Origin of the sequence: Tistrella mobilis, from assembly GCF_041468085.1 — a bacterium.
In the GTDB taxonomy this organism is placed as follows: Bacteria; Pseudomonadota; Alphaproteobacteria; order Tistrellales; family Tistrellaceae; genus Tistrella; species Tistrella mobilis_A.
Genome location: NZ_CP121017.1, coordinates 190,465 through 212,890 on the forward strand (window position 1 = coordinate 190,465; position 22,426 = coordinate 212,890).

Here is a 22,426-nt window from a genome sequence, read left to right on the forward strand (position 1 = left end):
GAAGGGCGGACGGTCCCGATCGTCGCTGGGATCGCCGTTCGCCTGCAAAATGAGGATGGGCGGGAACGCAAACAAGGGGGATGGCCGAGCCATCCCCCTCGTGTCGCATTTCCGGAACCGACGACCAGCCATGCCTTCAGGCAGTGGCACGCATCAGATCCGGCATGTCTCGCGTCGGGCGGCCGGCCTGGATCAGGCCTGCGCCGGCTCGACGTGAATGATGGTCCGGTCGTCGCGGCCGCGGCTGAAGGTCACGGTGCCGTCGGTCAGGGCGAACAGGGTGTGGTCGCGGCCCATGCCGACATTGCGGCCGGGGTACCACTTGGTGCCGCGCTGACGGATGAGGATGTTGCCGGCAATCACGGCTTCGCCGCCGAACTTCTTGACGCCGAGGCGCCGGCCGGCACTGTCGCGACCGTTGCGGGAGCTGCCGCCTGCCTTTTTATGAGCCATCTCGGAAACCTCCGTGATGCCCGTCCGGGGCCGGATTGCCGCGAACGGGGAAAGTTGCTTGGAGAGCTGTCAGGTCTGGGACCCGTCGCGGACGTTCATGCCGCGGTGACGGGATCAGGCCGAAATCGAGGTGACGCGGATCTTCGTCAGGCTCTGACGATGACCGTTCAGGCGACGATAGCCCTTGCGCCGGGTCTTCTTGAAGATCAGCACCCGACGGGTGCGGACCAGGTCGACGACCTCGGCCGTGACCTTCGCGCCGGCAACGACCGGGGCGCCGATCTTCACGCCATCGGCGGTGCCGACCATCAGCGGCTCGAACTCGACCGTCGCGCCCGGCTCGACGCCCAGCGTCTCCACGGCGATGACGTCGTTCTCCGCGACCTTGTACTGCTTGCCGCCCGTCTTGATGACCGCGAACATGATCGATCTTCCCGATAGTCGTCATCACGCCGCCCATCCGGTGGTCCGCCGTCAGGCGGTCCGCCCGGCCGGCTCGCGGCGCGGAACAGTTGGAGTGGTTACACCCGCGGGTCACCCGCCGACCGGTCTCCCCACATCGCTTGGGCAGTGACCTGCCGTCTGCGATCATCGGGTGTCCCGCCTCGGGTTGCGGACGAAAGCGACCGGGTCGGCGCCGACTGTGAGATCGCCGCCGCTGCCCGGGACCCCGCGACTATATGTGTCGCGCGTCCTTTGTCAACAGCGACGGGCAGATAACCGACCTGCCGGAACCGCCCTGCAACTTCCGTTGGCACGTCGAGGCGACGGATCTTCGGGATCTGTTGCATTGCCGCAGCACTTGGCTATGCTCATGCGGCACGAGCTGCACCGGCACGCGAGAGTGGCGGAATCGGTAGACGCAGTCGACTCAAAAAGGGATTTGTCTACCAATCCACAGAAAATCACGGTGAAGTGAAAGCGTCGTGTTTTCAACGGACTGGCGGTATGGAAGTGAAGTGAGAGGTTTCCGTCGAAATGGCGCTAGGGGTCGGCTAGGAGCCGAGACCTAGAGTAAGATCGGCGGCAAAGTGCGGGCGTGGCGGAATTGGTAGACGCAGCGGATTCAAAATCCGCCGTCCTTACGGATATGTCGGTTCGAGTCCGACCGCCCGCACCATTGTCTCATTCACTGCAAAAGGCGCTTCTTGATAACGCGAAGTTCGCACTACCTGTCGAAGGACTTCACCAGATCATCGACGGCCTTCTCCTGCGAAAGGGACGCGGGGAGTGCAGCGAGACACAAGGGGCTTGGACCGTCGCACAATGCGTGGTCAGGATCGGGATGGGCTTCAAGGAATAGTCCAGCCAGCGACAAGGCCATTGCCGAACGGACGAGTGAAGCCGGTGGCGCGTGTAAAAGACTTCGGGGTATCGCCCTCAATGGCTTCCCGGCGCTTCATCGCGTAGCATCTACCTAGCCGGGGCTCTCAATGAACACGTCCAATCGACGAGCCGCGTGCGCACATGTTCCGGTCGGAAGCCGATCCCAATGAGGCGGCCGGTCAGCCGCGGCAGTAGGTGTGACTGGGCAATCAGGCGCATGAAAAGCGGAGGTCTTCGAATTTGCGTGTTGCCCGCTTCACCGGCACGCTTCCGGCTGCGCATCATCAATTGCAGTTTCTGGGTTGCCTTGGTCGGGAAGTTGCGACGGCGCTGTACGGCTTCGAGCATGCGCGTTTGCAGCCGCCCCTCGCGAAGAGCCTCCGCCAGCGTGTTGGCGGTGGCGATCGCGTCCTGGATCGCGAGATTCACACCGACCCCGCCAATGGGCGACATGGCATGGGCCGCGTCCCCAATGCAAAGCACGCCGGGTTTCCACCACGACTTGAGACGGTCGATGCGAACACTGAGCAGATGGATGTCATCCCAGGAACGGATTTCTTCAAATCGATCCGCCGACAATGGTGCTACGTCGGCAATCCTGGCGCGAAGCGCCTCAAGCCCTTGCTCTTTCAGCGAATCAACGGTTCCCTTCGTGATTACATAACCGCATTGCCAGTAAACGCCACGATCGATCAAGACCAGCCCTTGGCTCGGACCGGCGTGGCCCATTGCCTGCTGCGGATCGCCTGCTTTTTTGGAGATCTTCATCCAGAGAATGTCGGTAGCGATACCGAAGCTCTGAACCTCAAGTCCAGCCGCCTTGCGGATGATCGAATTGCGTCCGTCCGCCCCGATGACGAGAGCGGCTTCCATGGCGAGTTCACGTTCGCCCTGGCGAGCATTCAGGCCGACAACCCGGCAATTGTCCCAACGGAGCGAAGTTGCCTCAGTGGACATGATCAACCGAAAGCGCGGAAACTCGCCTGCCTTTCGCGCAAGAAAATTCAGGAAGTCCCATTGCGGCATGAAGGCGATGAACTTAGCGCGCGTCGGTAGTCTGGAGAAATCGGCGATCGTGGCCTTGCGGCCGGCGATCTCAGCGTGGAGATGGTAGGCTCTCTGATGGGGGAGAGAAAGAAGCTCATCGAGCAAGCCAAGCTCATGAATCGCTTCGAGGGTCGATGGATGGATGGTGTCCCCGCGAAAATCGCGCAGAAAGTCTTGATGTTTTTCGATGACCGTAACATCGACGCCCGAGCGGGCCAGCAAGAGCCCGAGCATCAGGCCCGCCGGTCCCGCACCGACCACGACGCAGCTCTGGCTCCTTTTCACATGGGAATAGTATCTCAACGTCGTCGGTCCTTGGGATGAGGCTAGTGAATCGATTCGCGGCCTTTGCTTGAAGTTTTCACCTCAGCATCGCCATCGCGGCTGGTGTCTTTCAAGGGCAAAATATCGAGCGGGATCAGATCCCCGTCATTCTCGCTTTCGGCAACGAGCTGGATCATCTTTTCGAGTGTTTCCAGTTGAGCGATTTTTTCCTCGACCGCAGCGAGTTGCTCCTTTGCGATGCGGAGCGCTTCGGCCGGACTTGAGAACGAGACGTCGGCAAGTCGAAACAGGTCCTTGATCGCCTCGATGCTGAAGCCGAGATCGCGGGCGCGGCGGATGAAGAGAAGGCGATGGACCGCGCCGTGGTCATAGCGTCGCTGGTTTCCCTTGCTCCGCAAGCGCTCGCGCAGCAACCCAATCTGCTCGTAGTAGCGGATCGTCGGAATTTTGACGCCGGTGAGCTGAGAGAGTTCGCCGATGCCGATATCCATGTTTGAAGTCCCTTCCGGATAGCCGCGTGTTTATGATTTGCTGCGTGTTCGATCGCTGAGGCCCTGACGGCCCGACCGCGCCGGGGTGCGGCAGCAGCCATGGGCCGCCCCGGCGTGGAATTGTGTGTCGGCCTGCTCAGGTATGGACTTCGGTCGCCTGTTGGGGCGACGCGCTCCGCCTGATCGCGAGCCGCCGCACGACCACATAGAAGATCGGCGTCAGAAGCAGGCCGAATAGCGTCACGCCGAGCATGCCGGCAAAGACGGCGATGCCCATGGCGTGCCGCATTTCGGCGCCCGCTCCGGTGGCGATGACGAGCGGAATCACGCCGGCAATGAAGGCGAGCGACGTCATCAGGATCGGCCGAAGGCGCAGGCGGGCCGCTTCGAGAACGGCGGCCAACGGATCGACGCCTTCATCCTCCTTCGCTCGGGCGAACTCGACGATTAGGATTGCGTTCTTCGCGGCAAGTCCGACCAGAACGACAAAGCCGATCTGCGTGAAGATGTTGTTGTCGCCGCCAGTGAACCACACCCCGGCGATCGCCGAGAGGAGCGCCATTGGAGCGATCAGCAGCACCGCGAAGGGAAGCGACCAACTGTTGTACTGCGCCGCGAGGATCAGGAACGCGAGCAAGACGGACAGCGGGAAGACATACATCGCTGTGTCGCCGGCCTGCTTCTCCTGATAGGCGAGATCGGTCCATTCGAAGGCCATGCCCGCTGGCAAGGTTTCGGATGCGATGCGCTCCATGGCGGCGGTGGCCTGCCCGAACGAGTATCCGGGCGCGGGACTGCCGCTGATGTCCGCAGAGGGGAAGCCGTTATAGTGCATGACACGATCGGGGCCTGAGCTGTGCTTGATGGTCAGCAGAGCCGAAAGCGGAATCATGTTGCCGGTCGCGTTGCGGACCTTCAGGCGGCCGATGTCCTCGGGCTGCATGCGGAACGGCGCGTCCGCCTGCACCATCACGCGGTAGGTGCGGCCGAAGCGATTGAAGTCGTTCGCGTAGAGCGAGCCGAGGTTGACCTGCAACGTCTCGAAGATGGTATTGAGCGGCACGCCTTGCGACTTCGCTTTCACCCTGTCGATATCGACCTGCACCTGCGGCGCGTTCACCTGGAAACTTGCCAGCATGCCGGCCAGCTCGGGCGTCTGCATCGCTCTGCCCATGACCGCGCCTTGAGCCTGCGCGAGCGCCTCGAAGCCGAGGCCCGCTCGATCCTCGATCTGGATCTTGAAGCCGCCGGTCGAACCAAGTCCCGGAACGGGCGGCGGCGGGAAGATGCCGGCGAAGCCATCGGGAATCTGGCTGAACTTGCCCATGAGCTTGCCGGCGATGGCAAAGGCCGAAAGAGACGGGTCCTTTCGTTCGTCGAACGGCTTGAGCATCGTGAACATGACGGCCGCATTGGGGATGTTGACCATGCCGTTGACCGAGAGCCCTGGAAACGCGACGACACTCTCCACGCCCGGCTCGGCCAGCGCGATCTCCGACATTTTCTTGACGACGGCCTCGGTGCGGTCGAGCGAAGCGCCAGTCGGGAGCTGGGCGATGCCGACGAGATAGTATTTGTCCTGGGCCGGCACGAAGCCGCCCGGCACCGTCTGGAAGCCGACCCACGTCATGCCGACCAGGCCGGCATAGACGAGCAGGACGAGAACACTGAGCCTCGCGGCACGGCGCACCGACCAGACGTAGGCGGTCGAAGCGCCGTCGAAGAAGCGATTGAACAGCCGGAAGAACCAGCCGAACAGGAAGTCGATCACGCGGGTCAGGAGATCGCGCTTCACGTCGCCGTGGTGGGGTTTCAGGAGCACGCCAGCAAGCGCGGGAGAGAGCGTGAGGGAGTTGATCGCCGACAGGATGGTCGAGATCGCAATCGTCAGCGCAAACTGGCGGTAGAATTCGCCCTGCAAGCCCGAGAGGAACGCCGATGGAATGAACACGGCCGACAGGACAGAGGTGATGGCTACGATCGGCCCCGTCACCTCGTCCATGGCCTTGCGCGCCGCCTCTTTCGGCGTTTCCCCAAGCGCGATGTGGCGCTCGACGTTCTCGACCACGACGATCGCGTCGTCGACCACGATGCCGATCGAGAGAACGAGGCCGAAGAGGGACAACGTGTTCAGCGAGAAACCGAACATATACATCAGCGCAAATGTGCCGACCAAGGAGACGGGAACGGCGACAAGGGGAATAATCGACGCCCGCCACGTCTGGAGGAACAGAACCACGACGATAACGACCAGCACGACGGCTTCGAGCAGCGTCATGACCACAGCTTCGAGAGACGCCTTGACGAACACCGTTGGATCGTAGGCGATCCGATATTCGATGCCTTCCGGAAAGCCCTTCTGAAGTTCGGCCATGGTGGTGCGGACGGCGCTCGATACGTCGAGCGCATTCGCGCCGGGGCTTTGGATGATCTGCATCGCGAGCGCCGGCTTGCCGTTGAGGAGGCTACGAAGGGCATAGGAGTCTGCGCCAAGCTCGATGCGGGCAACGTCGCGCAAGCGGGTGACCTGACCGTCGGTGCCTGTCTTTACGACGATCTCGCCGAACTGCTGCTCACTGGACAGCCTTCCGAGCGTGTTGACCGTCACCTGAAACGCGGCCGAGGCTTCGGGCTGCTGGCCGACCGAGCCGGCGGCCACCTGAACGTTCTGTTCCTGAATCGCCCCAACGACGTCGCTGGCGGTCAGCCCCCTCGCGGCCACCTTGGCCGGATCGAGCCACACGCGCATGGAATACTCGCCAGCCCCCCAGACGAGTACGTCACCCACACCTGACAGGCGCGCAAGCTGGTCGCGTACCTGCAAGGTGGCGAAGTTCGACAGGTAGACGGGATCGTAGCGATTGTCGGGCGAGACGAGATGGACGACCATCAGGATGTCTGGGGACGTCTTCTGCGTCACGACCCCGATGCGCTGCACTTCCTGCGGAAGCCTGGGCAATGCGCGCGAAACGCGGTTCTGCACCTGAATCTGCGCCATGTCGGGATCGGTGCCCTGCTTGAACGCAATGGTCAGGGTCATGCGTCCGTCGGTCGCCGCCTGTGAACTCATGTAGAGCATATTCTCGACGCCGTTGATCGCCTGCTCCAGAGGGGCGGCGACGGTTTCGGCGATCACGGCGGGATTTGCGCCGGGATAGCTGGCGGTGACCTGCACCGTCGGCGGCGTGACCTGGGGATATTCGCTGAGCGGGAGCTTCAGGAGCGTGAGGCCGCCAGCGATCAGCATCAGGACGGACAGAACGACCGCGAAGATCGGGCGGTCGACGAAAAAGCGCGGGATATTCATTGACGCGCCTCCTGCGAGTCTGCCGCAGCCCGGTCATCTGTAGCGGTGTCGCCGGGCGCCATGGAGATCATCTGCGGAACTACCTGCATGCCTGGGCGGACGAGTCCTTTTACGATGATCTTGTCGGCCGGCTTGAGACCCGCCGCGACGACGCGCAGGCCATCGATCATGGGTCCGATTTCGACCGGGCGGTATTCCGCCTTGTTGTCGGCGCCGAGAGCGAGAACGTAGCGCCGCCCCTGGTCGATACCGATCGCCTGATCGTCGATGAGCACGGTCTGGGCTGGTTCGGCCGTGACGAGCTTGACCCGCGCGAACAGGCCGGGCGTCAGCCTGCCGTCCGGGTTCTTGACGATGGCTCTTGCGCGGATCGTCCCGGTGCTCCGGTCCACGCGGTTGCCGAGGAAGTCGAGTTCGCCGGCATGCGGAAAACCCGTATCGGTCATCAAGCCCAGATGCACCGGGAGCTTGCCGGCAACCGTTCCCGTCTCGGGTGCGCGGGCATTGGCTACGAAGCCGAGATAGGTGGCTTCGTCGATGTCGAAATAGACGTAGAGCGGATCGGTCGCGACAATCGTGGTGAGGAGCGTCGCAGCGCCTGCATTGCCGCCGGTGACGAGATTGCCTTCCGTGACGAGGACCCGGTCGATGCGCCCAGCAATCGGCGCGGTGACGCGGGCAAAGGAGAGATCGAGTTCGGCGGCCGAGACGGCAACCTTGGCGATGTCGACTTGCGCCTGGCGTTGACGCCGCATGGCCAGCGCGTCATCGAAAGCCTTGCGCGGCGCGTTGCCGTTCGAAGCGAGCGCCTCGGTGCGCCCGAAGTCGATCTCGGCCTGATCGAGCAGGACGTTTGCCTGCTGCAACTGCGCTTTGGCCGCGTTCAGGACCACCTCGAACGGTCGCGGATCGATCTGGAAGAGAAGCTCGCCGGGCCGCACGAGACCGCCTTCGGGAACGCTGGCGGCGACGATCGCGCCGCCGACGCGCGGACGCAGCTCGATAGCCTTGGTCGCTTCCAGATGGCCGGTAAACTCAACGGATGGCGCGACCTTGCGCGTGATGACCTCGGCAACCGGCACCTGCGGAACAGGCATCTGTGCCGGCTGCGCGACAGCCTCCGACGCAGCGGTCGAGGAAGCAAGCGCCAGAACGCTTTTGGCGTAGGGTCCGATCTCGTCGCGATAGACGATGGCAAGCGTGCCACCGGCGATGACGGCGCCGGCTAAAAACAGGGCGGCGGCTTTATTACTCATTCTCGTTCACCTTCAAAAGGCGCGCGCCCCCGGCCAGCCGGATGCGGCGACGTTCATTTTCTGCGAAGGTGCGGTTTCCAACGATGGAAAGGTCAAGGGCCTTGCAGGATGTTTCCGAACAGACCCTTGACGCTGCCGCCTAGCCATGTCGTGGCCAACCGCATGTCTCGCTTCGCCGACGTCTTGGAAGAAGCGGAGTCCGTCCCCGAATGAGCGCGATGGATCAGCGTTACCTCGACGGGCTCCAGTTGTGTGAAGCCGCCAGACCGATCCGGTTGGCGGCTCCTTGAGTGCGAGCGACTAGTGGCTTTCGGCCGGGACGAGAGGGTGAGAACGCATGCCCTCATCGCGACCGTCATCGGCAGACTTCGCACCCTTGAAGCGCAAGAGCCGCAACGCATTCAGCGTGACGATCGCCGTTGCGCCCGTATCGGCAAGGACCGCGATCCAGAGGCCGGTGATGCCGAGGACGCTGGTAACGAGGAACAGGCCCTTCAACGCGAGAGCGAAGACGACGTTCTGGTGGATGTTCGCCATGGTGGCGCGGGACAGCGCGACGAGATGGGCGACGTCCGTGACACGGCTCTTGAGCAGGGCGGCGTCCGCAGTCTCGATCGCCACATCGGTTCCGCCGCCCATGGCGATCCCGACGTCGGCCGTCGCCAGTGCCGGAGCATCGTTGATGCCGTCGCCGACCATGGCCACCTTGGACTTCCGCTTCATCTCGTTGACGAGATCGAGCTTGTCCTGCGGAAGCAGCTCGGCGCTCCACTCGATACCGAGACCCTTGGCAATGGCCTGGGCGGTGCGCCGGTTGTCGCCGGTTAGCATGACGGAGCGGACCCCCATAGCTTTGAGCTGGGCGACACCCTCCCGCGCGTCACGGCGCGGTTCGTCGCGCAGGGCGATGAGGCCGAGGACTTCCTTCGCCTGCTCGTCGAAAAGGACGGCAACGGTATTGCCGCGATCTTCGAGCTTCTCGATGGCGCTGCGCTCAAGCACCCCGAGCGTCACCATCTGTGCGGCATGGGTCGGGGAGCTGACGGCGAGGCGACGTCCGGCAACGGTCGCATGTACGGCCTTACCCGCCGTCGCCGATGCATCCTGTGCAAGGGGAACGGCGATGCCATCGGTTTCGGCACGGCCGATGATCGCCTTCGCAAGCGGATGGCTCGAACCTGTTTCGACCGCCGCTGCCAAAGCGAGAACGTCGCTCTCCTCGTTCTTGCCAAAGGCGAAGACTTCGGTGACGCGCGGCTTGCCCTCGGTGAGCGTACCCGTCTTATCGAAGGCGATGGCGCTCACCTTGCCAATGGTTTCGAGCGCATTACCGCCCTTGATCAGGAGGCCGCGGCGCGTGCCGACGGCGAGGCCCGAGGCAATCGCAGCAGGCGTCGAGAGGACAAGCGCACAGGGACATGCGATCAGCAGCAGCGCGAGGCCGCGGTAGATCCATGTGTCCCAATCACCGCCCATCGCGAGCGGCGGGACGACGACGATCAGCGCGGCGATCAGCATCACCGCCGGGGTATAGTAGCAGCTAAAATTCTCAATGAAGCGCGCGGTCGGGGCCTTGGCGGACTGCGCCTGCTCGACGAGCTGGATGATGCGCGAGATCGTGTTGTCGGAAGCCGTCTTTTCAACGCGGACCTGAAGAACGCCATCGACATTGATGGAGCCGGCGAAAATGCTGTCTCCCTTGGCCTTCGAGCGCGGCACGGATTCGCCGGTGATAGGCGACTCGTCTAGGCTGGAAGCGCCCTGTATGATTTGCCCGTCCGCCGGCACGCGGTCGCCGGGCCGCACCAGAACTAGATCGCTGACACGCAAGGACGTGGCCGGGACGCTGCGCTGCCCGCCATTCGGATCGAGCAGGACGGCCGTCTTCGGCACGAGCGATGCAAGGGCCTTTATGCCGGCGCGCGCCCTCCCGGCCGCGACGCTTTCGAGCAATTCCCCGACCGCGAACAGGAATACGACCGCAGCCGCCTCTTCAGCCTCGCCGATCACGAGGGCGCCTATCGAGGCGACGACCATCAACGTCTCTATAGAGAACGGAGATCCAGAGGTCGCGAGCGCGAATGCCTTGCGAGCGAAAGGAATGACGCCCGCGACGACGGCGGCGGCAAAGATCCATTCCGCATAAAGGGGGAAGAATTGGGCAATGGCGTACGCCGAGCCCATCAGCAGACCGAGCCCAATGACATGCTTCCCCTTGCGGGTCTGCCACCAGCGCTGATTGGGCATCGCTGGCGCTGGCGCGACGTCGATGGCCGCATCCGACGAAGCCGAAAGCTCGCGTGTGTTAGACACACCGAAGCCGAGGCTCTTGATCGTCTTTTCGATGTCGGCGACCTTGGTGATCGCGCCGGCAGCGAGCGTCAGTTCAAGCGTTTCGGTCGTGAAGTTCACGCGCACGTCGGAGACGTCTGGCATCCGTGCCAAGGCGACCTCGATCTTGCCGACGCAGCTTGCGCAATCCATCCCCTCGACGCGCATGGAGACATTGGGCGGAGAGGCCGGTGCGGCGCGGGGAGTTGGCGCAAGGCCCGCGTGATCATGTCCAGAGCAACCACCGTGGCCGTGATCATGATCGTGATGAGCGTGGTCGTGGTCATGGTGAGCGTGATCGTGACCGTGACCGTCATGACCATGGTCGTGCTTGTGATCGTGGCCGCCGCAGCCGCTGTGATCGTCGTGGCTTGCGTGACCGTGATCGTGATCGCCGGCGCAGCCGTTGTGATCATGACCAGCATGGGCGTCGGAGCGCTGCTCAGGCGCGGCGGGAATCGCAGAAGACGGCAGCTCGGTCACGTCGAACCCAAGCGAGCGAATCTTCTTGGCGATATCCTTCGACGTCGTTTTGCTCGTGGCATCGCGTGAGAGCAGCAATGTCTCGGTCGCGAAGTTGACGGCAACGTCGGAGATACCCCCCAGACGGCCCAAGGCCGTCTCGATCTTGCCGACGCAGCTTGCGCAATCCATGCCGTCGACACGAAAGCCGAGCCGTTCACCAGCGTCCGGCGTTGAAAGTCCAGTTGTCATTCCGATCTCCTTTCCGGCCGCCGTAGCGGGCGCGCGTGCTCACACGCCCTGCGCGGCTTCGGAAGGAGTCAATAACACACTTGAACAGCTATTCAAGTGTTAGTGGTAAAATTATGCTCTTCTCCAGGCGGATCAGTCGTCCGCATGATCCTCTGAAATATGCGTCGCCATATCCTGAAGAACATGGCTGACGTGCTGGTCGGCGATCGCGTAGAAGATCTGCTTGCCTTGGCGATCGCCCTTGACGAGACGCGCGCCGCGCAGCAGGCGTAGATGGTGGCTGACGAGGGTCACGGACAGGTCGAGCCGCTCGGCGATATCGCCCACCGAAATGGGCGCCGGTACACAGCTCAGCAGGATCTTCAACCGTGAGGGATCGCCGAGCAGGCGAAACGTTTCCGCGAGGATCGTGATCTCGTTCTGCGAGAGTGAAGGGAGCAGGAGGTGACCTTCAACCTCCATATGCTCGGGGGTCGCACGATCGTCTGGCTTCGTGGCGTTTGTCTTCTTGAGAGCAGTCATCTGCGTGCTTTACCTGAGTTCGGGACGGAACCTGCCGGCATTTGATCGCCAAGAGCTGTCCGTGTTTGATTGGTCTCGCCCAGTTTACCGGATGGGCGCGCAATCACAATGCGAAACACGGTCGCTGTCGATCGGCGGGACAGTTGGCGCAGTCCTTCTCTGCCCCTGCGTCATATCTCGAATTTTCCTTTTCCGCGCACGAACAGTCTTGACCTTACAAGCGCTGGAAGCCGCACGCTGACGACAATCCTGCCAAATCCGCCTGCGGTTGGGCGGCCTGGCGGCGGGGCAACCGTGTCGAATTCAGAGAAAGGCAAGACCGATGACGGAGAGCAGCAAACCCCAGATTCTCATCTACACCACACCGACCTGTCCGGACTGCCACGCGCTCAAACGCTGGCTCGACCAACAGGGCCTCGCCTACGAGGAACGCGACCTCACCGACCCGAAGATCGCCGAGGAGGCAAAGGCCCGGACCGGCGTCCGGGTCGCTCCGATCACCATCATCGGATCGGAAGTCTTCTACGGGACCTTCCCGAGCCAGAAGCCGGGCCTCGTCAAGGCGCTCGGTCTCGCCGGGAGCCTGTGAGGAGACGCAGATGACGAGCAAGTTCGTTGATATCCGGCAAGCGCGGACCAGCCTTGAGGTCCAAGAGGACCAAACCATCCTCGACGCCGCGCTCGCCGTCGGCATTCCCTATCCTCACGGTTGCCGTTCCGGCCGCTGCGGCTCCTGCAAGTCCCGCCTGATCGAGGGCGAGGTGGAATTGCTCCAGCACTCGCGCTTCGCGCTCACCGAGGAAGAGAAGGCCGATGGCCTGATCCTCGCATGCCGCGCTATGCCGCAAACGGATGCGGCCGTCGCTTGGCTGGGCAGCGATGACGACGATTCCGTGGAGACGCCGCGACGCCTGGACGCGATTGTCACCGGCCTCGACGATCTCACGCACGATATCAAGCTGGTGCGGATTGCACCCGCGGATGGTAGCCCGTTGCTGTTTACCGCCGGGCAGTATGCGCAGGTCGGCTTCGATGGAGCGCCGGCGCGCAGTTATTCGATGGCCAATCGTCACGGCGACGACAGCCTTGAATTCCACATTCGTCGCGTTCCGGGCGGCGTCACCTCGGAGCATGTGCATTTTGGGCTGAAGACTGGCGACAGGGTGGCGCTCGAATTTCCGCTGGGCTCTTCCTACCTGCGCCAGCATCATTCCGGCCCGATTCTTTGCATCGCCGGGGGCTCCGGCCTGGCGCCGATCAAATCGATCGTCGAAACCGCTCTTGCGCACGGCATGAAGCAGCCGATCCATGTTTACTTCGGCGCACGCGGCGAGCGAGATCTCTATCTCGTGGAGCATTTCCAGGCCATGGCCGAGCGTCACTCCACTCTTGCCTTCTCGGCCGTGCTCTCGGAGGCAGAGTCAGCGCAGCACCGGCGCGGTTTCGTGACCCAGGCGGTGGCCGAGGATCTGGAGGATCTCGACGGCTGGAAAGCCTACGTCGCCGGGCCGCCGCCGATGGTCGATGCAGCGATGGAGGTCGCCTTCGGACGGGGACTGCGCAGGGAGGACATGCACGCTGACGTGTTCTTCACGCCTGACGATCAGGATGCGTGAGGACGCCAGCCAGCAAGAGGGCAAGTCGCGGGCGAAATGGGGGAGAGCAGCTCGCCAGAGCGGGCAAAGGAGACCGAGAGTTATGAGCAGCCATACCGGGCGCCGCCCGAAGCCGACCGTTGCAGAGCTTCTTTCCGATCCGATTGTCCGCGCTGTGATGTCGGCGGACGGAGTGGACGAGGCCCAACTGCGAGAGCTGCTTGATCGCGTTTCCCGAGAGCAGTCGATGTGCGCGCCCCCCCACGCGCACGAAGCTGTGAAGATAGTCGGGAGCGCTATCGAGCAAGCCTGCGCCGCGATCCCTCGCGGCGCAGGCGCCCTATCACGCTGATACGCTGAACTCGGTCATCATGCCAGTTTGAAGGTGCGGCATGTGGTGGCAATGCAGCATCCAGCGCGCCGCCTCGCCAGCATCGAGCGCCACCGTCACCATGCCCATCGGAGGAACATAGACGGTGTCGCGCCGCGCGCCTTCGAACCGCTTGCCGTTGATCTCCACGACCTGAAAAACGTGGCCGTGCAGGTGCATCGGATGGCCCATCATCGACATATTGTGGAACATGATCTCGACGCGCTCGCCAGTCGTTGCGACAATCGGCTTGTGCTCTCCCCAGACCTTGCCGTCGATGGTCCAGAGGTAGGGCTGCATTGAGCCGCCTAGCATGACCATCTGGGTGCGTTGCGCGGCACGCGGCGGCAGATTGTCCGTCGCCCGCAGCCTCTGCTCTTGCGAAAGCTCGATGTCGAATGCAGGCGTATCCGCGTCGCCGAGTGCGGGAACCTTCTGAATAGTCGCGCCCGGCGTTGCGAGGATCAGCCCGGTGCGCTCCTTTGCGCCCTCGCGCAACGCCAGCACAGGCCAGGCTCCATCTCCGGCAAGCTCCAGCTCAAGATCGAGACGCTGGCCCATGGCGACGCCGAACCGTTTGCCCTCAAGCGGTTGCACGGCATGGCCGTCGACAGCTACGAGGCGCGCCGAAAGCTCGCCGGTATCGATCCAGAAGACGGTGGCCGAAGCGCCGTTGATCACCCGAAGCTTTATCCGTCCGCCCTTCTCGACCCTGACGATCTGCGGATCGGACAAGGTGCGGTCGTTGGTGAGGTAGGCGTCCCAATCGTAGTCGTTCAGGTCCACGGCCATGCCCTGCATCGAGGACATATCCATCTTCATGCCGGAATGGTCCATCGACGCGCCGGGATCGGATTGGCCTCCCATCGCGCTCATATCATGGCCGCCACCATGTCCGCCGGTGATCTCCTGCATGACCTCTTCGGGCGTCTTGAACGAGAAATCATGAAGGAACATCACGACCTCCTGGCGGTCGGCCTTCACGTCTTCGGCGCTGCGCACGATCAAGGCCGCGGCGAGAAGGTTCATTTCTTGAAGCGGGATATGCGCGTGCATCCAGTAGGTGCCGGGAAGCGGCTCATAGTCATAGGAGCGCGTTTCTCCGGGTTGCAGCATCGGGCGCGGCACGTCCGGAACGCCGTCCTGCTCGTTGGGCGGGATCTGGCCGTGCCAATGGATCAGGGTCGGCACATCGAGACGATTGGCCAGGTCGACGCGAAAGCGTTGTCCGGGGTCGAGAACCAATCCTTGCCCGCTCGACCCTTCAAGGCCGAAGACTGTGGCGGCGCGCCCGTCGACGTCCAGCACGCGCGTTGCAGCGCTGAGGGCCATCGCGCTTTGGGCGTTGGCGAAGCGCGGTAGAGCTGCTGCGGATAGCGTGGCAGCGCCTGCGGCGAGAAAGCTGCGGCGTGAGATAAGCTTCATTTTCGGTCTCCTGGGAGGACTATGCTCCCTCTGAATTCAGATCGGCGTGCGACTAGGCAGGCCACTTGCGTTCAGCAAGACCGTCGTTGGGAGGGCGTTCGTTGCGTGCGGGGCCGATGCCGGCGAGGTCCGGCATCTCGGTAATGCTCCAGATCGCTGCGGTAGGAGCGGTGGCATTTGTCGGCGCCTTAGGCGCAAGCCAGTGCGTCATGCCTGAGCATAGGGCATAACAGAAGGCATTGTTTCCGTTGCAGATTCGATGTTCCTGGCACGGCACGGCAGCGGTATCCGCGGCCGGATGCTGCGATCCGTGTTCCGAAATCATTACGTGGGAGTTACTGGCCATGCGAGCACCGAGCGCCGGAACGGTCAACGCCACGCTGGCGAAGGAAAGGAGCATGAGCAGAGCGATGAACAGCCGTTGCATCGCCGTCAAAACGCCGTGCAAGACAACATCATCCGCACCCTCGGCTTGCGTTCATCCAGGGTGGTCCGCTCCCACCCGCTCGCCGCGTCCGCCGCCGAGCGTCTTTTTTGGTGACACACCACGGCGGTTCCAGGCGACACTGGTTACTTGCCTCGGTCGGCGAGCCACTTCTTCATCATGGCGATCTCGCCCTCCTGGGCCTTGACCACCTCTTCGGCGAGTTTGCGGACCTCGGGGTCCTTGCCGTACTGGAGCACGACCTTCGCCATGTCGATCGCGCCCTGATGGTGCGGGATCATACCGCGCATAAAGTCCACGTCGGCGTCGCCGGTATAGGGCACCATCATGTCCTTCATCATGGCATCCATGGCGGTCTCGTATGCCTTCGTCGACGGCGTGTCCGATCCTGGCGTCTGCATGCCTGACATGTCGTGACCTTGCATCGTGTTGTTGTCCGTTTTCATTTGGGTTTGAGCGAATGCCAGGCCGCCGGCGATAGCGATGGCCCCTGCGATGAAGATCGGAGTGAGCTTGTTCATGGTCTCGCTCCCGTTCAGTTTGAGGTCGCCGGATAGCCGGCTTCTTCCAGAACCTGCAAGATCGCGGACGGCGTGGCGGTCGTCTCGACCTTGACGGCGCGCGCGGCGGGATTCGTCTCGATCTTGGCTGCGGAGTCCACCGACTGGATCGCCTTGGTGACGGACTTGGCGCAACCGCCGCAGGTCATGTTTTCAATTTTGAGGTCCATGAGACTTCTCCTTGTTTTGATCTCATGTCGCCCAAGGTGGTGCTTCCAACCGTGGTAAGGTCAAGGGTCAAAAAAAAGAAAATGCGCTATTGACCTTCCCATGGTTGGAAGCCTCATTTTCCGTCCGAACGTGAATTTCGGAACGAGAAAAGGAGGCGGCTATGAATGCCCCCGTTCGAGCTGCGGACACCAGGAACGCGGCAATTTCCCTGTCAATAGAAGGCATGACCTGCGCCTCCTGCGTCGGTCGTGTCGAACGAGCCCTCAAGGCCGTCCCCGGCGTTGCCGATGCGGTCGTCAACCTGGCGACCGAAAAGGCAAGCATCACGACGAATGCTCCCGTCGATCGCGCTACGCTCGTCAAGGCCATCGAGGATGTCGGCTATGAGGTTTCGGAGAGCCCTGCCGCACAAGCGGCCGCCTCGCTTGAAGTCGCGATCGAGGGCATGACCTGCGCCTCCTGCGTGGGTCGTGTCGAGAAGGCCCTGAAGGCCGTGCCGGGCGTCACCAGCGCCGTCGTCAACCTCGCGACCGAGAAGGCCACGATCCAGGGAACCGCAGACACGGCAGCCGTGATTGCGGCCATCGAGAATGCGGGCTACGACGCCAAGGTCATCTCGGCGGCAACCGGATCGAGCCAGGCCGAGACGAATGACCGCGCAGAGAAGAAGGAAGCCGAACGCCGCGAGCTGACCCGCGACTTCACCATCGCGGCGGTGCTGACCGCTCCGGTCTTCCTTTTGGAAATGGGCTCGCACCTCATTCCGGGCGTGCATGGCGTGATCGAATCCACCATCGGCATGACGAACAGTTGGTATCTCCAGTTCGTGCTGACGACGCTGGTGCTGTTCGTGCCGGGCATCCGCTTCTATGACAAGGGGCTTCCCGCCCTCTGGCGTCTGGCGCCGGACATGAACTCGCTGGTGGCAGTCGGCTCGCTCGCGGCTTACGGCTATTCGCTGGTCGCGACCTTCGCGCCGGGCTTCCTGCCCGCAGGGACGATCAACGTCTATTATGAAGCCGCCGCGGTCATCGTCACGCTGATCCTGCTCGGCCGGCTGCTCGAAGCCCGCGCCAAGGGGCGTACCTCGGAAGCGATCAAGCGTCTGGTCGGCCTTCAGGCCAAGACGGCGCGCGTCCGCCGTGACGGCAAGACGGTCGATCTTCCGATCGACTCCGTGCTGTCGGGTGACATCGTGGAGGTCCGTCCCGGCGACCGTATCCCGGTCGATGGCGAGGTCATCGAGGGCGAAAGCTATGTCGATGAATCCATGATCACCGGCGAACCGATCCCGGTTTCCAAGACGAATCGTAGCGAGGTCGTCGCCGGCACCGTGAACCAGAAGGGCGCCTTCGCGATCCGCGCCACGGCGGTCGGCGGCAACACCGTGCTGTCGCAGATCATCCGCATGGTTGAGGAAGCACAAGGCTCGAAGCTGCCGATCCAAGCGCTGGTCGACAAGGTGACGATGTATTTCGTGCCGGCTGTCTTCGCCGTCGCGGCTCTGACCTTCGCGGCATGGCTCTATTTCGGGCCGTCGCCGGCGCTCACCTTCGCGCTGGTCAATGCGGTCGCCGTGCTGATCATCGCCTGCCCCTGCGCCATGGGTCTGGCTACGCCGACCTCGATCATGGTCGGCACCGGCCGGGGCGCGGAGCTGGGCGTACTCTTCCGCAAGGGTGAAGCGCTGCAACTGCTGAAGGACGCCAGGGTCGTGGCCGTCGACAAGACCGGCACGCTGACCGAGGGCAAGCCCGCCCTGACCGACCTCGAACTGGCCGCCGGCTTTGACCGTGCGACCGTGCTGGGTCTAATCGCGGCCGTCGAAGCCAAGTCAGAACACCCGATCGCCCGCGCCATCGTGGAAGCGGCCGAGGCGGAAGGCATCGCGCTTCCCGCCGTGTCTGGTTTCGAATCGGTAACCGGCTTCGGCGTGAAGGCCGTGGTCGACGGCAAGCGTATCGAGATCGGCGCGGACCGCTACATGGTCGAGCTTGGCCATGACGTGGCGGGCTTCGCCGTCGTGGCCGAACGGCTCGGCAACGAGGGCAAGTCGCCGCTCTATGCCGCGATCGAGGGCAGGCTCGCGACGATCATTGCCGTGGCCGACCCGATCAAGGCGACGACGCCGGCCGCGATCAAGGCGCTGCACGATCTCGGGCTGAAAGTCGCGATGATCACCGGCGACAACCGGCGGACGGCCAAGGCCATCGCCGCGCGTCTCGGCATCGACGAGGTGGTGGCGGAAGTGCTGCCGGACGGCAAGGTCGAGGCGATCCGTCGCCTCAAGGCCGAGCACGGTAAGGTCGCCTTCGTCGGCGACGGCATCAACGACGCTCCGGCGCTCGCCGAGGCGGATGTGGGCCTCGCCATCGGCACCGGCACGGATATCGCCATCGAGGCGGCGGACGTGGTGCTGATGTCGGGCAGCCTGACCGGGGTGCCGAACGCCATCGCACTGTCGAAGGCGACGATCGGAAACATCCGGCAGAACCTGTTCTGGGCCTTCGCCTACAACACGGCCCTGATCCCGGTCGCCGCCGGCGCGCTCTATCCGGCCTACGGCATCCTGCTGTCGCCGGTCTTCGCCGCCGGCGCCATGGCCCTGTCGAGCGTCTTCGTGCTCGGCAATGCGTTGCGGCTCAAGACCTTCAAGGTCCCAACCTAATGAACCGAAGCAGCCGACCCTATATTCGGGGTCGGCTGTCGTACCTTACGGGAGAAAACGCATGAATATCGGACAAGCTTCGAAAGCGTCCGGCGTCTCGGCCAAGATGATCCGCTACTACGAACATACCGGCCTCATTCCGGCCGCCGATCGGACGTCTTCCGGCTATCGCGACTATTCGGACACGGACGTTCACATGCTGCGCTTCATCCGGCGCGCGCGTGATCTCGGCTTCTCGGTGGCCGAGATCGGCGATCTCCTCGGCCTCTGGCGCGACGAGTCGCGGCAGAGCGCGGAGGTCAAGCGTCTGGCGCAGGGCCACATCGACGCGCTGGAGAAGAAGATCGCGGACTTGCAGGACATGGCGCACACGCTCACGATGCTGGTGAAAGCCTGCACGGGCGACCATCGCCCGCATTGCCCGATCCTCCAGCGTCTGGAAACCGATCAGGACGATGAGGACCTCACGGTCCAGCCGCGCAGCGGTGCGATTACTCGTTCCGTGCAGTAGAGTAACACTCGGCCCGTTCGCCTAACCGAAGCGGCCTGATGTTTTCGTCCCTGCCAGATATGGCGGGGACTTGTCGTTTCAGGCTTGGGGTTTGCGCGCCGCCTGCCAGAGCAGCGGCACGAGGATCAAGGCGACCGGCGGAAACAACAGCCAGTTGATCGCCGCCCAGCCCGAGTTGTGCAGGACGCTGCCAGCCAGAAACGATACGGCGGCGGTCGTGCCGAAGACCATGAAGTCGTTCGCGCCCTGCGCCTTGGCGCGCTCGCCCGGCGTATGGCAGTCCGTGACCATAGCCGTCGCGCCGATGAAGCTGAAATTCCAGCCGAGCCCCATGATGGCGAGAGATCCCCAGAAATTGATCAGCTCAAGCCCGGCCAGTGCGACCACGGCCGAGACGGCGATGAGCAGCATCCCCGCAGCGGTGACCCGCTCCTTGCCGAAGCGTGTCATGAGACGGCCGGTGACGAAACTTGGCGCGAACATCGCCAGTAGATGCCACTGGATTCCGAGTGCTGCACTGTTGACCGAATGGCCGGTGTTGACCATCGCGATCGGAGCCGCCGTCATGACGAAAGCCATGAGGCCGTAGGAGACGACGCCGGCTGCGACGGCGAGCATGTAGCGGGGCATCATCAGGATCTGAATCAGGGAACGGCCGGAGCTTTCGGACTCGGATTGCGAACCAGATTGCGGCGCGCGTAGCATCAACAGAATCGGGATGGACAACAGCGGAAGCGCCGCCTGGCTGAGAAAGCTGCCGACATAGGGCGTGCCGGGGAAGGAATCGCGTGTCCAGATGACGAGCTGGGGACCGATGACAGCCGCGATCAGTCCGCCGACCATCACCCAGGAGATTGCGCGTGCCTTCAACGCGCCTTCGGCAGCGTCGGCGGCGGCGAAGCGATAGCTTTGAACGTAGGAGCCGTAGAGACCGGCGGTAAAGCAGCCAACGCAGAACAGCAGAAACGATGCCACAAAGATACCAAGTGCTGCGATGAGACCCGCCGCGAGGCCGAAGAAGGCGCCGAACAAGTAACCGCTCCGGCGTCCCCAAGCGCGCATGACGAACGCGGCGGGCAGCGTGCCGATCGCCAGGCCGACGCCGAACAGGCTGACCGGCAGCGTCACCCATGCGGGGTTGTCGGCGAGCTGCTGGCCGACCAGGCCGCCGAGCGACATGACGATTGGCGCGCTCGATCCGCCGAGCGCCTGAGCGGCGGTCAGCACGGTGATGTTGCGCCGGACAGTTGCAGTATCGTCCATGGGAACTCCCACAATTATTTGCTTCGACGTTGACATGCCGGCAAAACTTTTGGGTTTTGCGGGAACGAAACCTTTCCTGAAACGTATATATACCCATACCGGGTAGGGGTAGCTGGATGTGCAATAAAAACTCGAAGCAGATCATTGCGTCACTCAACCGGATCGCCGGCCAGGTTCGCGGCGTCGGTCAGATGGTGGAGGACGAGCGATACTGCATCGACATTCTCAACCAGATCCACGCGGTCAAGGCCGCCCTCTCGAAGGTGGAGAACCAGGTGCTGCGATCGCATGCCGCCTGCTGCGTCGAGGAGGCGATCGCCTCGGGCGATGGCGACCTGCAAAGAGCAAAGTTCAACGAGCTGGTCGAGGTGTTCGCAAAGGCGAAACTATAGATCGAAGGGATCAGACAATGGCGACCCATGCTGCCAAACGCGCCGAACTTCATCGAATGGTGATGGAAAACCATACGTGTCCCTACGGGCTGAAGGCGCTCGATCTCCTCAAGCGCGAAGGCTACGAGGTCGATGATCACCATCTGACGACTCGCGCCGAGACGGATGCTTTCAAAGCAAAGCACAATGTTCAGTCAACGCCACAGACCTTCATAGGCGGCAAGCGGATCGGCGGCTACGATGATCTCGTCCGGTTCTTCGGCGGCAAGGTCAAGGACAAGGACACCGTCACCTACAAGCCGGTGATCGCGCTGTTCGCGATGGCAGCGCTGATGGCATTGGCCGCGAGCTGGGCGGCGTTCGGCAACCTCGCGACGGTCCAGGCGGCCGAATGGTTCATCGCCATCGCGATGTGTCTTCTTGCCCTTCAGAAGCTGAAGGACGTGGAAGGCTTCGCGACCATGTTCCTGAACTACGACCTTCTGGCGCAGCGGTGGGTCCGATATGCCTACATCTATCCCTTCGCGGAGGCGCTCGCCGGCGTCCTGATGATGGCTGGCGCCCTGATGTGGGTGTCGATCCCCGTCGCGCTGTTCATCGGCGGCATCGGCGCGGTCTCAGTGTTCAAGGCGGTCTATATCGACAAGCGCGAGCTGAAATGCGCCTGCGTCGGAGGCGACAGCAACGTGCCGCTCGGCTTCGTGTCGCTCACCGAGAACCTCATGATGATCGGCATGGCGGTCTGGATGATCTTCAAGCCGATGGGCATTGGACACTGACAACCGCGAAAGGACGATCAAATGGCGAGCGACCACACATCTCATGGCGGGCATTCGAGGGGCTCCCATGGCCGTCCCTATCTGATGTTCTGGATCAACATGATCCTCTGCCTCATTGTGATGTATGTCGTGATGTTTTCGATGATCGACGGCTGGGGCGACTTCCGGAATAATCTGAACATGCTTTACATGGCGATAACCATGTGGGCGCCGATGGGCATCTTCATGCTGGCGACAATGCCGGGCATGTTCCCGAACCGGAGCGCGAATATCGCCCTTTACGTCGTCTTCGCGCTGCTGACCGCCGGTTCCTTCTGGGCGACGCGGAGCCAGACCCTGATCGATGATCGCCAGTTCATCGATTCGATGATCCCGCACCATTCCGGCGCGATCCTGATGTGCCGCGAGGCGAAGCTTGCCGACTCGGAACTGAAAACGCTGTGCGACGAAATCATGGCAGCTCAGCGTGAGGAGATCGACAAGATGACGAGCATTCGAAATCGTCTCTAGTGTAG

The 22,426-nt window shown here is 62.9% G+C and carries 20 protein-coding genes, 1 tRNA gene and 1 pseudogene; 8 read left to right on the forward strand and 14 right to left on the reverse strand.

All coding sequences use genetic code 11. From position 1 onward, the window contains the following. Window positions 1-192: 192 nt before the first annotated feature. Together rpmA and rplU are read right to left on the reverse strand one after the other, a co-directional pair. The gene (gene rpmA / locus P7L68_RS06545) at window positions 193-453 is read right to left on the reverse strand and encodes a 50S ribosomal protein L27 (RefSeq protein ID WP_014746481.1); all 261 of its coding nucleotides are present in this window, start codon (window positions 451-453) and stop codon (window positions 193-195) included. Window positions 454-567: 114 nt separating this feature from the next. Further along, window positions 568-876: a 50S ribosomal protein L21 gene (gene rplU, locus P7L68_RS06550; RefSeq protein ID WP_345958834.1), complete on the reverse strand. Its 309-nt coding sequence runs from the start codon at window positions 874-876 to the stop codon at window positions 568-570. A gap of 610 nt (window positions 877-1,486) precedes the next feature. Between rplU and P7L68_RS06555 the strand changes: the two genes are divergently transcribed. After that, window positions 1,487-1,573, forward strand: a tRNA-Leu gene (locus P7L68_RS06555). A 48-nt stretch (window positions 1,574-1,621) separates the two neighbouring features. Here the strand turns inward: P7L68_RS06555 and P7L68_RS06560 are convergent. The 7 genes and pseudogenes from P7L68_RS06560 to P7L68_RS06590 form a co-directional block, all read right to left on the reverse strand. Then, window positions 1,622-1,807: pseudogene (locus P7L68_RS06560) on the reverse strand (3-deoxy-8-phosphooctulonate synthase); the annotation flags it as partial. 59 nt (window positions 1,808-1,866) lie between these two features. Beyond that, on the reverse strand, window positions 1,867-3,129 hold the full coding sequence (locus tag P7L68_RS06565) for an FAD-dependent oxidoreductase (RefSeq protein WP_046801861.1): 1,263 nt from the start codon (window positions 3,127-3,129) through the stop codon (window positions 1,867-1,869). A gap of 23 nt (window positions 3,130-3,152) precedes the next feature. Continuing rightward, entirely contained in the window at window positions 3,153-3,602 is a 450-nt protein-coding gene (locus P7L68_RS06570) for a MerR family transcriptional regulator (RefSeq protein ID WP_003500212.1), read from the reverse strand. Between the two features lie 136 nt (window positions 3,603-3,738). Beyond that, window positions 3,739-6,909, reverse strand: coding sequence for an efflux RND transporter permease subunit (locus P7L68_RS06575; protein ID WP_003500205.1), 3,171 nt, complete (start codon window positions 6,907-6,909; stop codon window positions 3,739-3,741). Continuing rightward, window positions 6,906-8,165 (reverse strand): efflux RND transporter periplasmic adaptor subunit, encoded by a 1,260-nt coding sequence (locus tag P7L68_RS06580; RefSeq protein ID WP_003500202.1) that lies wholly within the window; start codon window positions 8,163-8,165, stop codon window positions 6,906-6,908. Before P7L68_RS06580 ends, P7L68_RS06575 begins: the two co-directional genes overlap by 4 nt. 300 nt (window positions 8,166-8,465) lie before the next feature. Next, on the reverse strand, window positions 8,466-11,210 hold the full coding sequence (locus P7L68_RS06585; RefSeq protein ID WP_080600488.1) for a heavy metal translocating P-type ATPase: 2,745 nt from the start codon (window positions 11,208-11,210) through the stop codon (window positions 8,466-8,468). A 132-nt stretch (window positions 11,211-11,342) separates the two neighbouring features. Beyond that, window positions 11,343-11,672: a helix-turn-helix transcriptional regulator gene (locus tag P7L68_RS06590; RefSeq protein WP_003500195.1), complete on the reverse strand. Its 330-nt coding sequence runs from the start codon at window positions 11,670-11,672 to the stop codon at window positions 11,343-11,345. A 382-nt stretch (window positions 11,673-12,054) separates the two neighbouring features. On the opposite strand from P7L68_RS06590, the gene P7L68_RS06595 reads away from it, so the two are divergent. Together P7L68_RS06595 and P7L68_RS06600 are read left to right on the forward strand one after the other, a co-directional pair. Next, window positions 12,055-12,321: a glutaredoxin family protein gene (locus P7L68_RS06595; protein WP_003500194.1), complete on the forward strand. Its 267-nt coding sequence runs from the start codon at window positions 12,055-12,057 to the stop codon at window positions 12,319-12,321. A 10-nt stretch (window positions 12,322-12,331) separates the two neighbouring features. Then, window positions 12,332-13,348: a 2Fe-2S iron-sulfur cluster-binding protein gene (locus P7L68_RS06600; RefSeq protein ID WP_003500193.1), complete on the forward strand. Its 1,017-nt coding sequence runs from the start codon at window positions 12,332-12,334 to the stop codon at window positions 13,346-13,348. Between the two features lie 322 nt (window positions 13,349-13,670). Here the strand turns inward: P7L68_RS06600 and P7L68_RS06605 are convergent, their stop codons facing one another. From P7L68_RS06605 to P7L68_RS06620, 4 genes are all read right to left on the reverse strand, one after another. Then, window positions 13,671-15,122 carry a multicopper oxidase family protein gene (locus P7L68_RS06605; RefSeq protein ID WP_003500192.1) on the reverse strand — a complete coding sequence of 484 codons (1,452 nt, stop codon included), beginning with the start codon at window positions 15,120-15,122 and terminating at the stop codon, window positions 13,671-13,673. 52 nt (window positions 15,123-15,174) lie between these two features. Further along, a complete protein-coding gene (locus P7L68_RS06610) occupies window positions 15,175-15,570 on the reverse strand; it encodes a hypothetical protein (protein ID WP_035243490.1) in 396 nt (131 codons plus the stop codon). Between the two features lie 122 nt (window positions 15,571-15,692). Beyond that, on the reverse strand, window positions 15,693-16,088 hold the full coding sequence (locus tag P7L68_RS06615; RefSeq protein ID WP_003500191.1) for a DUF305 domain-containing protein: 396 nt from the start codon (window positions 16,086-16,088) through the stop codon (window positions 15,693-15,695). Between the two features lie 14 nt (window positions 16,089-16,102). Next, on the reverse strand, window positions 16,103-16,297 hold the full coding sequence (locus P7L68_RS06620) for a heavy-metal-associated domain-containing protein (protein WP_003500190.1): 195 nt from the start codon (window positions 16,295-16,297) through the stop codon (window positions 16,103-16,105). 161 nt (window positions 16,298-16,458) lie between these two features. Between P7L68_RS06620 and P7L68_RS06625 the strand changes: the two genes are divergently transcribed. Together P7L68_RS06625 and cueR are read left to right on the forward strand one after the other, a co-directional pair. Then, window positions 16,459-18,966 carry a heavy metal translocating P-type ATPase gene (locus P7L68_RS06625; RefSeq protein ID WP_024899654.1) on the forward strand — a complete coding sequence of 836 codons (2,508 nt, stop codon included), beginning with the start codon at window positions 16,459-16,461 and terminating at the stop codon, window positions 18,964-18,966. Window positions 18,967-19,027: 61 nt separating this feature from the next. After that, a complete protein-coding gene (cueR, locus tag P7L68_RS06630) occupies window positions 19,028-19,477 on the forward strand; it encodes a Cu(I)-responsive transcriptional regulator (protein ID WP_003500188.1) in 450 nt (149 codons plus the stop codon). A 78-nt stretch (window positions 19,478-19,555) separates the two neighbouring features. On the opposite strand, the gene P7L68_RS06635 is transcribed toward cueR, so the two are convergent. After that, window positions 19,556-20,740, reverse strand: coding sequence for an MFS transporter (locus P7L68_RS06635; RefSeq protein ID WP_024899653.1), 1,185 nt, complete (start codon window positions 20,738-20,740; stop codon window positions 19,556-19,558). A 116-nt stretch (window positions 20,741-20,856) separates the two neighbouring features. On the opposite strand from P7L68_RS06635, the gene P7L68_RS06640 reads away from it, so the two are divergent. The 3 genes from P7L68_RS06640 to P7L68_RS06650 are packed head-to-tail and all read left to right on the forward strand — an operon-like array spanning window position 20,857 to window position 22,421. Continuing rightward, a complete protein-coding gene (locus P7L68_RS06640) occupies window positions 20,857-21,132 on the forward strand; it encodes a metal-sensitive transcriptional regulator (RefSeq protein ID WP_003500186.1) in 276 nt (91 codons plus the stop codon). Window positions 21,133-21,149: 17 nt separating this feature from the next. Then, window positions 21,150-21,911 carry a glutaredoxin family protein gene (locus P7L68_RS06645; RefSeq protein WP_003500183.1) on the forward strand — a complete coding sequence of 254 codons (762 nt, stop codon included), beginning with the start codon at window positions 21,150-21,152 and terminating at the stop codon, window positions 21,909-21,911. Between the two features lie 21 nt (window positions 21,912-21,932). After that, window positions 21,933-22,421 (forward strand): DUF305 domain-containing protein, encoded by a 489-nt coding sequence (locus P7L68_RS06650; RefSeq protein WP_024899651.1) that lies wholly within the window; start codon window positions 21,933-21,935, stop codon window positions 22,419-22,421. Window positions 22,422-22,426: the final 5 nt, after the last annotated feature.